Origin of the sequence: Amycolatopsis iheyensis, assembly GCF_024703995.1 — a bacterium.
GTDB classification, from domain to species: domain Bacteria; phylum Actinomycetota; class Actinomycetes; order Mycobacteriales; family Pseudonocardiaceae; genus Amycolatopsis; species Amycolatopsis iheyensis.
This window is the reverse complement of record NZ_JAMXQV010000006.1, coordinates 118,851-132,997: the sequence shown is the minus strand read 5'-3', so window position 1 is coordinate 132,997 and position 14,147 is coordinate 118,851. Positions and strand designations below refer to the sequence as shown.

Genomic DNA, 14,147 nt, shown 5'->3' with positions numbered 1-14,147 from the left:
GCCGGGCCGCACGGGAAGGGGGACCATGGCGCGGCGCACCGCGACGGCGGCGGGTGTGATCCTGTCGCATCTGGAATTCGATCTCCTCTGGGAGGACCTGGGGCCGGGCGGGCCACCGCCGTACCCGTTCGACGTGCCGGCGCACGGCGCCACCCACGCCGAGCGCGACGACCTGGGTGTCCGGGTCTTCGCCGGGCTGACCGAGGCCGGTCTCACCGACGGCGACGACGTCGACCCGGGACTGGCGGACCTGGTCGAGCTGCTGGGTTCGCCGGCGCTGAGCGTCGACGCGCTGGTGCTCGGCGAAGCACCCTGGCGGCTGCTCGCGGCCGTGCGGGACACCGCCGGGGTGCTCGCCGTCCTGGACGAGCGCGACCTCGTGCTGGAGCCGCTGCGCCCGGCCGAGCTGGTGCCCGCGGTGGCCCGCATGCTCGGCGACGTCGCGGCGGGCCCGGGCGACCAGCTCCGGCTCCCGCGCGCGGCGTACACGTCCGCGATGGACGCCTACGCGCGCAACGGGTACGACGCGTTCGAGCGGGCCTTGAGCGCGGCCGGGGTGTCCGGCCGCGCGGTCCGGCCGCTCGCGACACTGGTCACGGCGGAGCGCTACGCGGCGGGCCAGCTCGCGGCGACCGGCCCGGCGGGCCGCACCCCGGTCCTGGCCTGGTTCGACACGGCGGCCGGCCGCTACGCCGTGACCCCGGAGGACGCGGGCGGCGAACCCTGGGTGATGGTGACGCCCGCCGACGGCGCCTGGCTGGCCGACCGCCTGGCGCGCATGGTCGACGCCGCCCGCTGACTCCGCGCCGTCAGGTGGCCCAGGTGGCTGGGGTGAACTCGTCGGGCTCGGGGTCCCGTCGCGGCCGGATCTTCGGCCCGGCGTCGGTCACGCTCACGGGCCGCTCGCCGATCCTCGGGCCTTCCGACGGCAGCAGGGCGCCCAGCAGCTCCCGCCCCTGCCGCAGCGTTTCCGCGCCGGCCTCCGAAGCCAGCCGCCGGATCAGGTCCGCCAGCTCGCGCGGGGGCCGGTTCAGCGCCCACCGCTCGAACCGCAGGTCCACCAGCGCCCCGTGCAGGTCGACGACGACCGAAACGCCGTCGTCCGACGCGGGCGCCCGGATCGCCGCCAGCTGGGCGCCAAAACCGGGGTCAGGCGCGGCGAAGGCGTCGTCGGCCAGCTCGACGGCCGTGCGTTCGGCGGTCACTGGGCCCGCCAGCTGTCCGGTGTGGTCGCTTCCGCGGCCTCACCCGCCTCGGGGAGGCCGAGACCGTCCACGTCGTGCCACAGCGACGCCGTGGCCCGCGCCGACGCGGCCGCCGACAGCAGCAGGATCCGGCGCGCCAGCTCGGCCGGCTCCAGCCGCAACGCCGACGCCTCCAGCGTCAGCTCCTGCAGCGCCCCGCCCGGGGCGACCTCGACGGCGACCGTGCGGTCGGCGGCTTTTCCGGTGATCACGGGTGGACCCCTCCGTAGAACGTCGACGCCGAGAGCGTGTGCGTGTTCCGGCGGACGGCGTCCCCGGAGTTGCCCTCGATCATCGTGACCTGGTCGCCGTCGACCTTCTCGACGATGCCGATGTGCGTGCTCGTCGACGTGTTCTGCGGCCCGCTGCCGAAGATCAGCACGTCGCCCGGGCGCGCCTCGTGCAGCGCGTGCTTGCCGTAGGCGTGCCCGTTCTCCTGGCCCCAGTGGTAGACGTCGCCGCTGAAGGGCAGGATCGGGATCTTCACACCGGCCTTGCGCCACATCGCCGTGGCGAACGACGAGCACCACGCCGCGGTCGGCCCGTACGGGTTCCGGTTGCTGCCCGGCGGGTTCTCGCGGACACCCAGCTGCGTGCGTGCCGCGTGGACGACGTCCTTGCCGCGGCCCTTGTCCTTGCTCGGCTGCGTCTTGCTCGGGTGTGTCTTGCTCGGGTGCGTCGCCTTGGTGTGCGCGGTTTTGTCCATGACGCCGTCGTGCGTCAGGTCCTTCCGCAGCTCGTGCAGCTTCTTCGCCGCCGCCTTGAGTTCGGCGTCGACGCGCCGCAGCGTCGAAGCCGACTGCCGCGTGTACTGCGGCGCCAGGTCCGCGACGTGCCCGACGGCCCGCAGCAACGCCCCTTGGGTCCCGGTGGCCACGCCGGCGTCGAGGACCTGCTTCGCCTTCGTGGTGTACTCGTCGACCAGCCGCTGCACGGCCGCGTGTCCGCCGTCCACAGTGGACGCCACGTGCGCGACGATCTGCTCCGCCGCGGCGCCGGCCGCGCCGGTCACCTTCAGCTCCTTGGTGAGCTTCGCGCTGGTGTGGCGGAAACCGTCGGCGCCGTGACCGTGCCACTGGCCGAGCACCGTGGTGGCTTCCTTGTGGTAGCTGTCGTGCTGGCCGTCCAGCGCGGTGGCCACCTGGTGCAGGGCGAACTCGGCGCGGACGGCGTCCTCGGCCTTGCCGGCGAGCTTGTTGCGGTGCGCGACGAGGTCCTTCGCGAAGGAATGCGCGAGTGCGGTGGTGTCCATGTCAGTCCAGTCCGTTCAACGCCGCGACCGTCGCCGTCTCGTGGTCGCGGTAGGTCTTGGCGGCCTCGTGCGCGGCCGAGGCCAGCCCGTCCGCGTGCGCGCCGACGCCCTTGACCTGCCGCTGCAGCGCCAGCCCGAAACCGGCGAGCGCGTCGGCGAACCCCGACTCCTCGCCGATCTTGCCGAAGCTTTCGTGGCCGATCTCCCGGACGTCGCGCAGCTGCCCGGTCGTGGTGCCCAGCGCGTCGGCGACGTGCCGGGTCCGCTGCACGTAGGAGTGCAGGACGGTGTCGTCCACCCGCAGGGGCTGCCCGGACACCGACTGGGCGTGGGAAGGCTTCCCGTGGTGCTTCGTGACGTCCTGGGCGGCCTTGCGCGCGGCCGTCAGGTGGTCCTTGTACGCCCCGTTCGTGTAAGTCGACCAGGGCGTGAAGTCGTGGCCGTCGCTCGAGATGCTGTTCGCGACGCGGGCGTTCGTGTCGGCGTCGAACAGCTGGTCGTTCGACTTCAGGTGGTACTGGTGGCGCCGGTCGGGGCCGAGCGCGCCCAGCATGTTGATCTGCCACAACCCGTAGGAGTCGTCCGGCGGGGTGGCGTTGTGCGCGGTCGTCCGGCCGCCGGACTCGGCCAGCGCGACGGCGACCGCGGTGGTCAGGCCCTGGCCGCGGAACCCGGCGTCGTAGGCGTGCCGGGCGATCTGCTCGGCGCTCAGCTTGCTCATGGTTCGACCTTGACCGGGCGGGTACCCGCCGCGGTAGTGGCGCTGCACGCAGGGACAACCCGGCTGCACGCCCGGCTCAACCTTCGAGGCCGCTCACCCGTACTGATCCCCGGAGGCCTTCGGCGAGGGGATGGCACGGATGCGTGGAGCCAGGGTGGCAGCCCTGCTGGGGTTGACGCTGGTCACGGCGGCGTGCGCGGCACCGCGCGCGACGACGCCGAGCCCCATCGCGGAGCCGGCACCGCTGGTGAAGACCACCCCGCCGACGACCACGACGACACCGCCGCCACCCGCGCCGCCGTGCTCGGTCACCACGGGCGCGTGCGTGAGCCTGGCGCAGCGCCTGGCCTGGCTGCTGCGCGACGGCCGGGTCGTCCGCGGCCCGGTCCCGGCCGGCTTCGGCCCACCGGACCAGATGACGCCGGCCGGCTCGTTCCGCGTCGCGTGGAAGGACCGCGAGCACACCAGCAGTGAGTACGGCACGAACATGCCCAACTCGGTGTTCTTCGCCGCCGGCGGCATCGCCTTCCACGCCGGCCCGCTGGACGCGCCCTCGCACGGCTGCGTCCACCTCACCGACGCGGATTCGGCGGCGTTCTTCGACGGCCTGAACGTGGGTGACGCGGTCGAGGTCAGGTAGGCGCGAGGCGTTCGCCGCCACCGTCGTCTCGCGGCTGCGTGCCGCCCTCGCGTGCGCGCAGGTCAACTTCCCCACCGCCGAGGGTCGGCGAAGGCGACCTCTACGGCGCTTCGACGTCCTGCCGGCGAACGTGCCCCATCTGTCGTCCGCCGGGGGCGCGCGGAATTCTCGTTCACGGAACCGAGTGACCGGCAAGCCTCGGCAGCGCGGGAGATCTTCACTTCGGCCGGGTTGACGGCTCGGGTGCACGAGTCCGGGGACCGGGCCGCGACAACCGGCGCCGGGACCGCGCCGGCGTCGTGATTTGCCCGATGGGGCAACGACTTTCGTTCACTCCTTCGTCGGAGTGACCGCCCGGATCGGGCTGCGCTAGCGTGGCAGGCCTTGTCGATTTCCCGGCAGAAATGGGGAGTAATGCCGAATCGAAGACGGGTTCTTTGCGCCCTGGCCACTCTTGTCGCCTGGTTCTCGATCGTCCCGGCGACCGCGCACGCCGCGCCGGACCGCTCGGTGGGAGTCTTTCGCGAAGTGCCCGCGGGGGTGCCGCTCACGAAGTCGCTCGACCTCCGCCGCCTGCCCGCCGCGGCGCGGGCACCGCAAGCCCGGTTGTCCGGGCTCGACCAGAACACCCCGACCCCGGTGACGTTCGACGAGTGCCACAAGGACATCAAGAACGGCTACTGGACGAAGAACCGGTTCGCCAGCTGCACCATCACTGACATGGCCTACCAGCGTTACGCCTGTCCCGAAGCGGGCTGCGCGGTCACCGGCACGGTGTGGGCGCGGGTCATCTCGACCAGCAACCTGCTGCCGGCGCAGCGGAAGCTCGAGGTCGCCACCCGGATGGTCGGCTGGTCGCTGTCCGGCGTGGTCACCGACGCGATGCAGTTCGGCATCTCGATGAGCTGCGGCCCGCGCTACACCACCGGCACCGCCCACTGCGACACGCCGGCCGCGCAGGTCGTCAAGAGCATCGCCGACTGGCGCGCGCAGTCCGACGTCACCCAGGTCTTCACGATGGCGGGCACCGACCTGCCGGTGTCCACCGACTCGCCGGCGGTGCAGGCCGAACAACGCACCTGGTACGTCGGTGAGCGGCACCTGGTCGCGCAGGACACCGGCGACCGCACGACGCTGGTCACCGGCGCCCACAGCGCGTCCCTGCGCTGCGACATCGCCCGGCAGCTGAACCCGGCGTACGCGGCGGGCAGCGACTGCGCGTTCGGCTTCCAGCCGCTGTACGTCCTGGACAACTCGGCGACGTCCGGCTTCCCGGCGTCGGCGGCGCTGGTCCGGGCCGCGCTGGTCAACTTCCCCACCACCTACCCCGGCCTCGCCCAAGGCCACCTGGCCCCGGGCAACCCCGGGTACCAGGGCGGCAGCGCGGGCCGGTCGTACCCGATCACGCGGCTGTTCTACGACACCGCGCGCCAGGCCACCCACCGCGCGACCGCGGAGTTGGCCTGCACGCAGCACTGGGGCCCGGGCTACGCGACCCGGCCGGACGGGCAGGTCAACACCTGCGCGGTCTACCCGTTCGACGCCACCTACGACGGCGCGACGCTGCCCACCCCGGGTGTCGACCGGGGTCCGTCGTACGCCGTCCAGCCGGTGCTGGACAGCGACTACCAGGCGCTGCTCGCGAGCGTCGGGCAGTTCGTCGTGAACAACCACATCCTCGACGGGGACGGTTTCTGGGTCTACCCGTACGCGTGACAAACTCGGGTCTCACGTTCCGGCATCCGCGGACGTCTACAGGATGTGATCGTGAAACCGTTCGAGCAGATCGTGGCCGAGCACGGGCCGATGGTCCTGCGCGTCTGCCGGGCCGTGCTCGGCCCGGCAGACGCCGAAGACGCCTGGTCGGAAACCTTCCTCGCGGCCCTCAAGGCGTATCCGGGGCTGCCGGAGGACGCGAACGTCCAGGCGTGGCTCGTCACGATCGCGCACCGCAAGGCCATCGACGTCACCCGCGCGCAGGCGCGCAACCCGGTGCCGGTCGAGCAGGTCCCGGACCGGCCGGGCCGCGAAGGCGAGTGGGCCGGCGACCTGTGGGACGCGCTCGCGCGCCTGCCCGACAAGCAGCGCACCGTGGTCGCGTACCGCTACCTGGCCGGGCTGCCCTACCGCGAGATCGCGGAGATCACCGGCGGCAGCGTCGAGGCCGCACGCCGCGCGGCCGCCGACGGCGTCAAGGCCCTGCGGGCCGCATATCCGCTGGAAGGAGCGCACTCATGATGGACATCATCTTCCCGCCGTTCCCCGTCGACGTCCTGCCGGACCGGCTCCACGAGCGCCTCGCCGCCGCTGCCGAGGAAGAGGACCTGCTGGACGTCGCCTACCGGGTGTACGACTCGCCGGTCGGTCCGCTGCTGCTCGCCGCGACCGCCGAGGGCCTGGTCAAGGTGGCCTTCGCCCGTCAGGACCACGAAGCGGTGCTGGCCGCGCTGGCTCAGGCCATCAGCCCGCGGATCCTGCGGGCCCCCGGCCGCCTGGACGAAGTGGCCCGCCAGCTCGACGAGTACTTCGCCGGCGAGCGGCGCACGTTCGACGTCGCACTGGACTTCCGGCTGGCGCGCGGGTTCCGCCTGTCGGTGCTGGAGCACCTGCCGGAGATCGCGTACGGCCACACGGAGAGCTACGCCCAGGTGGCCACGGCCGCGGGCAGCCCGAAGGCGGTCCGCGCGGTCGGCACGGCCTGCGCGCTCAACCCGCTGCCGGTGGTGGTGCCGTGCCACCGGGTGGTCCGCTCGGACGGCTCGTACGGCCAATACGCGGGCGGCGAGGAAGCCAAGCGCGTCCTGCTGACGATGGAAGCGGCCTGAGCTTCCGGTTCGACCAGCTCGAACAGCCTCGGCCGGGGCCGAACAACAGCCACGCGAGCACCGCCGCCCACGGCGACAGGTCGTGGAACAGCCGCCACAGCCGGACACCAAGGCTCACCGCGGTGCCCGTCTGCCGGGAGTCGGCGTCCGCCCCGCCGGCGAACGTCGCCATGGCCGGCAGCCAACCCCGGTTTCGCGAGTTCGCCCGGCCGATCTCACGTTTCGCCCCCGCGGCGCGTCTACCGGGTATGAGCACTTTCGAGAAACGCGTCGCGGCGGCCGACTGGGGCGCGGTGGCCGCCGAGGTCGACGACTTCGGCTGCGCGCTGCTACCACAGCTGCTCACCCCGGCCGAATGCGCGAAGCTCGTCGCCCTCTGGGATGAGCCCGCGCACTTCCGGGCGACGGTCAACCTGCGACGGCACCGCTTCGGCGACCACGGCGACTACCACTACTTCAAGTCCCCGTTCCCCGAACCGGTGCACCGCCTCCGCCAGGCGCTCTACCCGCGGCTGCTGCCGATCGCCCGGGACTGGTCGGCCCGGCTCGGCCGGGAGCCCGAGTGGCCGTCCACTTTGGACGAGTGGCTGGCCGTCTGCCACGACGCCGGCCAGCGGCGGCCGACCCCCATCCTGCTGCGGTACGAGACCGGCGGCTGGAACGCCCTGCACCGCGACCTCTACGGCGACAAGGTGTTCCCGCTGCAGGTGGTGATCAACCTCAACGAGCCGGGCGTCGACCACACCGGCGGCGAGTTCCTGCTCGTCGAGCAGCGCCCGCGGGCCCAGTCCCGCGGCACCGCGACCCTCATCCCGCAGGGTCACGGCCTGGTGTTCACCACGCGCGACCGCCCGGTCCGCTCGGCCCGCGGCTGGTCGGCGGCGCCGGTGCGGCACGGCGTGTCGGCCGTGCGGTCGGGCCGGCGGCACACCCTCGGCCTCGTCTTCCACGACGCGGCATGACCGACGCCGAGCTCGAGGCTCTCGTGCGGTTGATCGGGCCGGCCCGGCACATCGTGCTCGGCACCGCGGCGGACCCGGCGTCCCGGGCCGACGGCGAGCGGATCGCCGTGGCGTGGGGCGGTCTGGTCCTGGCCACGGTCACGTGGCCGGAAGCCGCGGCGTCGTGGCTGCGTCCGGCCCGGCGGTTCGCCGCGCCCGACCCGGACGTCTGGGTCGTGGCCGCCACCCCCGCCGGCTGGGCGGGTATGACGAAACGGCTGCTGGTCTCGACGGGGTGGCGTCCTCATCGGACGGTCGTCACCGCGGCCTTGGCCACCAGCCCTCTGCCCGGCGTACGAGGCGCCCGGGCGGACGGAACCACTTGGGAGGACTGATGAAACACACTGTGGTCGATTCCCCGATCGGCGACCTGACCGTGGTCGGCACCGGCGCCGGCACCAAGGACGTCGTGACCGGCCTGTACTTCCCGCACCACTGGACCCGCCCGGACCGCTCGACGTTCGGCGACCGGGACGACACGGCGTTCCCGGAAGCGAGAGAACAGCTGAAGGAGTACTTCGCCGGTCAGCGCAGGGAATTCGACGTGCCCACGCGGGCCGGCGGCTCGGACTTCCAGCACGCGGTGTGGGCCGGGATCGCGCGCATTCCGTACGGTTCGACGGCGACGTACGGTGACCTCGCGCGGGCCGTCGGCGCGTTGCCGCACGAAGTCGGGGCGGCCGTCGGGCAGAACCCGCTGAGCATCCTGGTGGCGTGCCACCGCGTAGTCGGGAAGAACGGGAAGCTCACGGGGTATGCGGGCGGGCTGAAGCGCAAGCAGTTCCTGCTGGAGCTCGAACGCCCACCCGCGGCGGAGCTCGGGCAGCTGTGGTGATCAGACGCGGCTGAGCAGCATCGTCGCGCCGAGGCCGGCCATGGTGACCGCGATGAGCACGTCGAGAACGCGCCACGCGACCGGCTTCGCGAACACCCCGGCCAGCCGCCGCGCGCCGAAGCCCAGCGCGCTGAACCAGACGGCGCTGGCGAACCCGGCGCCGAGCCCGAAGAGCCAGCGCCCGTCGCCGTGGGCGACCGCGACCGAGCCGAGCAGCAGGACCGTGTCGAGGTAGACGTGCGGGTTGAGCCAGGTGAACGCGAGACAGGCGAGCACCGCCTTGCGCAACGGCGTCCGCTCGGCGCCGACGGTGAGCACGGACGGCCGCCACGCCCGCCGCGCGGCGATCACCGCGTAGCCGAGCAGGAACACCCCACCGCCGACCGCGATGACCCCGATCGCGGTCGGCCACTGCTTCAGCACCGCCCCGATCCCGCTGACGCCCAGCCCGATCAGCACGAGGTCGGACACCGCGCAGATGACGACGAGCGGAGCCACGACGCCACCACGCAGGCCCTGCTGCAGGAGGAAAGCGTTCTGCGAACCGATGGCGACGATGAGGGAGAGGCCGGTGCCGAACCCGGCGACGAGCAGAGGAAGCACCTCACCACGGTACGAGCGTTCGGCTGGATTACCCCAGCTAAAGATTCTTACGTAAGATTAGCGCTCGTGATGTCCGATCTCCCACTGGACCAGGTCAGAACGTTGCTGGCCGTAGTGGACGAGCAAAGCTTCGACGCCGCGGCAGCGGTCCTGCACGTGACGCCGTCGGCGGTCAGCCAGCGCATCAAGGCCCTGGAGCAGCGCACCGGGCGGGTCCTGCTCCTGCGCACGAAGCCGGTGACGCTGACCCCGTCCGGCCAGGTCCTGATCCGCTTCGCCCGCACCCTGACGCACCTGGAGCAGGACGCCCTCACCGAGCTGGGCCTGGGTTCGGCCACGCGCACCCTCTCGATCGCGGTGAACGCGGACTCCCTGGCGACGTGGTTCCTCCCGGCGCTGGCCACGCTCCCGCCCTCGGCCGACCTCAGCTTCGACCTGCAACGGGAGGACCAGGACCACACGGCGGCCCTGCTGCGCGAGGGCTTGGTGATGGCGGCGGTGACGGCGTCGCCCCAGCCGGTCCAGGGCTGCACGTCCCACCGCCTGGGCCGCATGCGCTACCGGGCCATGGCCTCCCCAGCGTTCGTGGCGCGCTGGCTGACCACTCCCCTGGCGTCGTCGCTCCCGGCGGCCCCGGTGATCGTGTTCGACCGCAAGGACGACCTCCAGGACCGCTTCCTCCGCGCGCTGACCCGCCGCCGCACCTTCACGATGGTCCGCCACCACATCCCGGCATCGGAGTCCTTCGCCGACGCGGTGGCGGCGGGCCTGGGCTGGGGCATGGTCCCGGAGATCCAGGCAGCCCCGCGCGGGGACGCCCTGGTGGACCTGGCACCGGACCGGCCACTGGACGTGCCACTGCACTGGCAGCAGTGGAAACTGGACTCCCCGGCGCTGGCGGCGGTGGCCAAGGCGGTGGCCGAAGGCGCGAAGGAAGCACTCCGGTGAGCCTTCAAGACGAGGTTGTGCCCTCGCCGACACCCGACTCGCGGAAGAACATCGAGAGCTGCCTCGTCGCCAGCTCGAACGACTCCGGACCGTGCAGGCGGCCGTCGGCATGCGGGTGCAAACCGACCACGCTGATCTGCCGGCGATCTCCGGACCAGGGTTCCACGTCCACGTCGTCCGGAGCCGGAATCCCGTCTTCCTCCGCGATTTCGAGGAACAGCTCGAACCACGAACCACCGTCCGCCAGTGCGACCTGACGAGTGGCCGGGTCGTACTCCACGAGCAGGCAGGTCCGCCCCCGGCGCACGAGCAGGATCTCCATCCCGCCTTCCCACTCCGAGCGTTCCAGCTCCTGCCAGCCCACGCGGGACAGCAGTGTCTCCGCGCAGTCGAGAACCGTCTCCGCCTCGTCGACGAACACGCTGCCGGTGCCGTACCGACGCCGGTACTCGTCCCAGATCCGGCCGGAGTCACCGATCGCGAGATCGGCGGCCTGGCCGGCCGTGACCACCGGCAGCAAGTCCCCGTCGAGGTCCGTCGGCGCCAGTTCGCCGCAGCCGCCACGACGGCACCAGTGCTCACCAGGGCAGGCGAAGCCGAGCCGGTGCACCACGCCGATCCCGTCGTCGGACGCCGACGACCGGGTGATGCACAACAGGTAGCTGTGCAGCGGCAACGGGGTACCGCTCAACCCGTCCAGGGCATTCAAGCCACCGCCGTAGACGTACACCAGGAGACCGCTTTCGCCCCCGTCCGCCCAGCCGGCCACCGCCGCTTGAGCGGTCGCCAAGAACGGGATCGGTTCGCCGGGTTCCCACCCGTCGAGCCGCCAACGCCGGCTGTATCGCCAGTCGCCCGTCGCGGCCAAGGCCCGTGCCGCGAGGTCCAGCCCGGCCGAGGCGTTGTCCGCGACCGCGACGCCGCCGATGGTCGCGACCGTCGCGAGCAGCTCGGCGGCCACACCGGGATCCTGCGAGGCTCGCAGGCTCCGCTCGGGATCGCGAGGCCACCAGCAGACGGCGTCCGGGACCAGCGCTTCGATCGCCACGTCGTCGAGCAGCACGTCACCGTCCGGCGCTTCGCCGCCGCCAACGCCGAGCAACGCGTGCAGGACGATTTCCAGTTCACCGACGCCGCCGGACATCAGCTTGCGCTCCGGGCGGCCCTCGTAGCTCTCGAGGACCTCGACGGTGATTTCATCGAACTCCGGGAAGCTCGTCACCGTTTCGGCCTGAAGCGGCCAGCCATCCTGCGGCGCACCCGGAGCGAGCGCCGCCGGAGCCGCGGATCCGTCCGGAAGCTGTCGAGGGACCCAGCTCGGCCGGTTCTCCTGCCGCCGCTTGACCGCGTCCAGGTGCGACAGCAACTCGCTCTTGGACGGCCGCGCCCGGGAGAACACGACCTCCGCCTCCCGCATCAGCGTCTCCAGCTCGCCCCGGGTGAGCAGCTCGGGCTCCGCGGGGATGTCGATGAAGATCTCGGGCCTGACCAGCGGTTTGATCAACGACTCGACGGCCGCGGAGAACCTGGCCTTGAAGTCACCTCGGGTGGTCTCGAAGGCGGTCTTGGCCGACTCGATGTCCGCCTCGGCACCGACGAGTGCCTCGAGCGCCGCCAGCCAGGCCTCGTTTTCGGCTACCGGTCCGGACATCACCGCGAGGCCAGGAGCCTGCGTCTCCACGAAGTTGACCGTGTTGTGGTCACCGATGACCACGCCTCTGCTGCGGTGAACGTCGACGTACCAAACCGCGCTTGACTCGTCGGGCGGCTCGACTCCACTCACCGGCCCCTGCACACCGCCAGTATAAGGACCACGTTTCCCCTCCGTGCGAAGGCGAGGTCTGCGTCGATCGTCCGGCTCAGCGGGTGACGCCCGGGAAATCGCCGACGCCGTGCTCGGCCAGGTCGAAAGCCTGGTCGATCACGCCGACCTGTTCCCGCCGCACCACCTCGGCGTCGTCGCCGGCCACGATGCGGCCCATCGCGTGCGAAAAGATCGACGTGATCGCCGTCGTCAGCAACCCCGCCACCATCCGGGAGCGGAACGCGTCGCCCGTCTCCTCGACGAACACCTCGGCGAAGGCCGAGGCGATCTCCCGCTCCTGCTCGTACCAGCGAGCCATCAACGCCGGGCTCGAAGTCAGCACCCACCAGAACCCCGGGCCGCCGGCGATGGCGCCCGACAGCGGGTGGCCGGCCGCCAGCAGTGCGTGCTGGTGCGCACGCAACGCACTCGCGGGCGAAACCCCGGCGGGCCGGGACCGGACCACCGCGGTCAGCTCGGCCAGGCGATCGGCGTGCCGATCCAGGAAGAGGTCCTCCTTGCGCGGGAAGTAGTTGAACACCGTCATCTTCGAGACGCCCGCCGCCTCCGCGATCTCCGCCACCGTCACCTCCTCGAAGCCTCGCTGGATGAACAGGCCCGTGGCCACGTTCGAGATCAGCAGCCTCGTCGCCTGCTTCTTCCGTTCGCGCAGTCCGTGATCCGCCATGAGCAAGGAGTATAGACCGGGCACAAAGTTTGACTCGGTAAAAGTTTTGCGGCATGCTCGAACCCATGAACAGGGATGTGGTGATCTCCGGGGGCGGACCGGTCGGGTTGATGCTGGCCTGCGAACTCCGGCTGAAGAACGTGGACGTGCTCGTCGTCGAGCGCCTGACCGAACCGGATCAGACGATCAAGGCCGGGGGCGTCAACCTGACGACCGCCGAGGCCTTCTACCGGCGGGGGCTGCTACCCGCCGTCGAGGAGGTGGTGCGGCAGAACGCCGAAATGATCAAGAAGTTCATGGAGTCCCGCGGTGCGGGTGGGCCGAAGCCCGCGCTGCCCGTCGGGCACTTCGCCGGGATCATGGTCGCCTCCAGCGGCGTCCACTTCGACGATCCCGCCTTCCGCGAGGTGGGCCCGGCCTCACGGGTCGTCGTGATCCAGCAGCAGTCCGTCGAGGCCATCCTCGCCGCGCGGGCCCTCGAACTGGGGGTCGAGATCCGGCGGGGCGTCGAGGTGACCGGGTTCGACGCCGACGACGACGGCGTGACCGTGGACCTCGGTGGCGAAACCGTCCGGACGAGCTGGCTCGTCGGCTGCGACGGGGGCCGCAGCTTCGTCCGCAAGCACGCCGGGTTCGAGTTCCCCGGCACCGATCCGGCCATCACCGGCCGGCAGGCGCTCGCCGAGCTCACCGGCGCCGAAGCACTGCCCGCCGGCTGGCAGCACGGCAACGGCGGCCTCTACGTCCACGGGCCGATGCCCGGCCGGATGCTCACCGTCGAGTTCGACGGGCCGCCGGAGGACCGCCAGTCCCCGGTCACCGCGCAGGAGCTCGAGGACAGCTTCCGGCGTGTGTCCGGCGCCGACATCCGGGTCACCGCCGTCCACAGCGCGACGCGCTTCACCGACAACGCGCGCCAGGCGACCACCTACCGCCGGGGCCGCGTGCTCCTGGCCGGCGACGCGGCGCACGTCCACTCCCCCTTCGGCGGGCAGGGACTCAACCTCGGCATCGGCGACGCCGTCAACCTCGGCTGGAAGCTCGCCGCGACCCTCCACGGCTGGGCGCCCGAAGGCCTGCTCGACAGCTACACCACCGAGCGGCACCCGATCGGCGAGTGGGTCCTCGAGTGGACGCGGGCGCAGGTCGCGTTGATGCGCAGCGACGTCCGGACCAAGGCGCTGCGCCAGGTCGTCACCGACCTGCTGCTCACCGACGACGGCGCGACCTACCTGGCCAAGAAGCTCTCCGGCGTGCTGCACCGCTACCCGATCGACGGCGAGCACGACCTCACCGGCCGTGGCGCGCCCGACTTCGAGTTCGCCGACGGCACCCGGCTCGGCGAGCACCTCCAGGACGGCCGGGCGCTCCTGCTCGACCTCGCCGAGAACGCCGAGCTGCGGGAGACGGCCGGCGGCTGGGCGGACCGCGTGGGCGTGCTGACCGCGAAGTGCGTCAGCGACCCGGCGCTGTCGGCCGTGCTGATCCGGCCGGACGGGTACATCGCCTGGGCGCGTGAGGACGGCACGGGCACGGGTCTGGACGACACGCTGCGCCGGTGGTTCGGCGAGCCCGCCTGACACCGA

At 72.1% G+C, this 14,147-nt stretch carries 17 protein-coding genes; 10 read left to right on the top strand and 7 right to left on the bottom strand.

The window, feature by feature from the left end; all coding sequences use genetic code 11:
- Positions 1-25 precede the first annotated feature (25 nt).
- Positions 26-799, top strand: coding sequence for an ESX secretion-associated protein EspG (locus tag M8542_RS13050; RefSeq protein ID WP_257920375.1), 774 nt, complete (start codon positions 26-28; stop codon positions 797-799).
- Positions 800-809: 10 nt separating this feature from the next.
- Here M8542_RS13050 and M8542_RS13045 read toward each other — a convergent pair whose 3' ends face one another.
- Genes M8542_RS13045 through M8542_RS13030 form a run of 4 tightly spaced genes read right to left on the bottom strand, consistent with a single transcriptional unit; the run spans position 810 to position 3,217 of the window.
- Positions 810-1,205 (bottom strand): hypothetical protein, encoded by a 396-nt coding sequence (locus M8542_RS13045; protein ID WP_257920374.1) that lies wholly within the window; start codon positions 1,203-1,205, stop codon positions 810-812.
- A complete protein-coding gene (locus M8542_RS13040) occupies positions 1,202-1,456 on the bottom strand; it encodes a YbaB/EbfC family DNA-binding protein (RefSeq protein ID WP_257920373.1) in 255 nt (84 codons plus the stop codon). The genes M8542_RS13045 and M8542_RS13040 overlap by 4 nt, the downstream gene beginning before the upstream one ends.
- Positions 1,453-2,496: a CHAP domain-containing protein gene (locus M8542_RS13035; protein ID WP_257920372.1), complete on the bottom strand. Its 1,044-nt coding sequence runs from the start codon at positions 2,494-2,496 to the stop codon at positions 1,453-1,455. The genes M8542_RS13040 and M8542_RS13035 overlap by 4 nt, the downstream gene beginning before the upstream one ends.
- 1 nt (position 2,497) lies before the next feature.
- Positions 2,498-3,217 (bottom strand): transglycosylase SLT domain-containing protein, encoded by a 720-nt coding sequence (locus M8542_RS13030; protein WP_257920371.1) that lies wholly within the window; start codon positions 3,215-3,217, stop codon positions 2,498-2,500.
- Positions 3,218-3,371: 154 nt separating this feature from the next.
- Here M8542_RS13030 and M8542_RS13025 point away from each other — a divergent pair, with 154 nt between their 5' ends.
- The 7 genes from M8542_RS13025 to M8542_RS12995 all read left to right on the top strand — a co-directional run bounded on the left by M8542_RS13025 (position 3,372) and on the right by M8542_RS12995 (position 8,518).
- A complete protein-coding gene (locus tag M8542_RS13025; protein ID WP_257920370.1) occupies positions 3,372-3,857 on the top strand; it encodes a L,D-transpeptidase in 486 nt (161 codons plus the stop codon).
- A gap of 414 nt (positions 3,858-4,271) precedes the next feature.
- On the top strand, positions 4,272-5,573 hold the full coding sequence (locus M8542_RS13020) for a hypothetical protein (protein ID WP_257920369.1): 1,302 nt from the start codon (positions 4,272-4,274) through the stop codon (positions 5,571-5,573).
- A gap of 45 nt (positions 5,574-5,618) precedes the next feature.
- A complete protein-coding gene (locus M8542_RS13015; RefSeq protein ID WP_257920368.1) occupies positions 5,619-6,095 on the top strand; it encodes an RNA polymerase sigma factor in 477 nt (158 codons plus the stop codon).
- Entirely contained in the window at positions 6,092-6,682 is a 591-nt protein-coding gene (locus M8542_RS13010; protein WP_372508521.1) for a methylated-DNA--[protein]-cysteine S-methyltransferase, read from the top strand. The genes M8542_RS13015 and M8542_RS13010 overlap by 4 nt, the downstream gene beginning before the upstream one ends.
- Before the next feature lie 248 nt (positions 6,683-6,930).
- Positions 6,931-7,644, top strand: a complete 714-nt coding sequence (locus M8542_RS13005; RefSeq protein ID WP_257920367.1) for a 2OG-Fe(II) oxygenase — start codon at positions 6,931-6,933, stop codon at positions 7,642-7,644.
- The gene (locus M8542_RS13000; protein ID WP_257920366.1) at positions 7,641-8,018 is read left to right on the top strand and encodes a type 1 periplasmic-binding domain-containing protein; all 378 of its coding nucleotides are present in this window, start codon (positions 7,641-7,643) and stop codon (positions 8,016-8,018) included. The genes M8542_RS13005 and M8542_RS13000 overlap by 4 nt, the downstream gene beginning before the upstream one ends.
- A complete protein-coding gene (locus M8542_RS12995) occupies positions 8,018-8,518 on the top strand; it encodes a methylated-DNA--[protein]-cysteine S-methyltransferase (protein WP_257920365.1) in 501 nt (166 codons plus the stop codon). The genes M8542_RS13000 and M8542_RS12995 overlap by 1 nt, the downstream gene beginning before the upstream one ends.
- On the opposite strand, the gene M8542_RS12990 is transcribed toward M8542_RS12995, so the two are convergent.
- Positions 8,519-9,121 (bottom strand): LysE/ArgO family amino acid transporter, encoded by a 603-nt coding sequence (locus tag M8542_RS12990; RefSeq protein WP_257920364.1) that lies wholly within the window; start codon positions 9,119-9,121, stop codon positions 8,519-8,521. It lies immediately after the preceding gene.
- Between the two features lie 69 nt (positions 9,122-9,190).
- On the opposite strand from M8542_RS12990, the gene M8542_RS12985 reads away from it, so the two are divergent.
- On the top strand, positions 9,191-10,069 hold the full coding sequence (locus M8542_RS12985; protein ID WP_276586404.1) for a LysR family transcriptional regulator ArgP: 879 nt from the start codon (positions 9,191-9,193) through the stop codon (positions 10,067-10,069).
- Positions 10,070-10,073: 4 nt separating this feature from the next.
- Here M8542_RS12985 and M8542_RS12980 read toward each other — a convergent pair whose 3' ends face one another.
- Both M8542_RS12980 and M8542_RS12975 read right to left on the bottom strand, forming a co-directional pair.
- Positions 10,074-11,720, bottom strand: a complete 1,647-nt coding sequence (locus M8542_RS12980) for a hypothetical protein (protein WP_257920362.1) — start codon at positions 11,718-11,720, stop codon at positions 10,074-10,076.
- Between the two features lie 208 nt (positions 11,721-11,928).
- The gene (locus M8542_RS12975; protein WP_257920361.1) at positions 11,929-12,561 is read right to left on the bottom strand and encodes a TetR/AcrR family transcriptional regulator; all 633 of its coding nucleotides are present in this window, start codon (positions 12,559-12,561) and stop codon (positions 11,929-11,931) included.
- A gap of 65 nt (positions 12,562-12,626) precedes the next feature.
- On the opposite strand from M8542_RS12975, the gene M8542_RS12970 reads away from it, so the two are divergent.
- Complete coding sequence (locus tag M8542_RS12970; RefSeq protein WP_257920360.1) at positions 12,627-14,141, top strand: FAD-dependent monooxygenase; 1,515 nt, start codon at positions 12,627-12,629, stop codon at positions 14,139-14,141.
- Positions 14,142-14,147 lie beyond the last annotated feature (6 nt).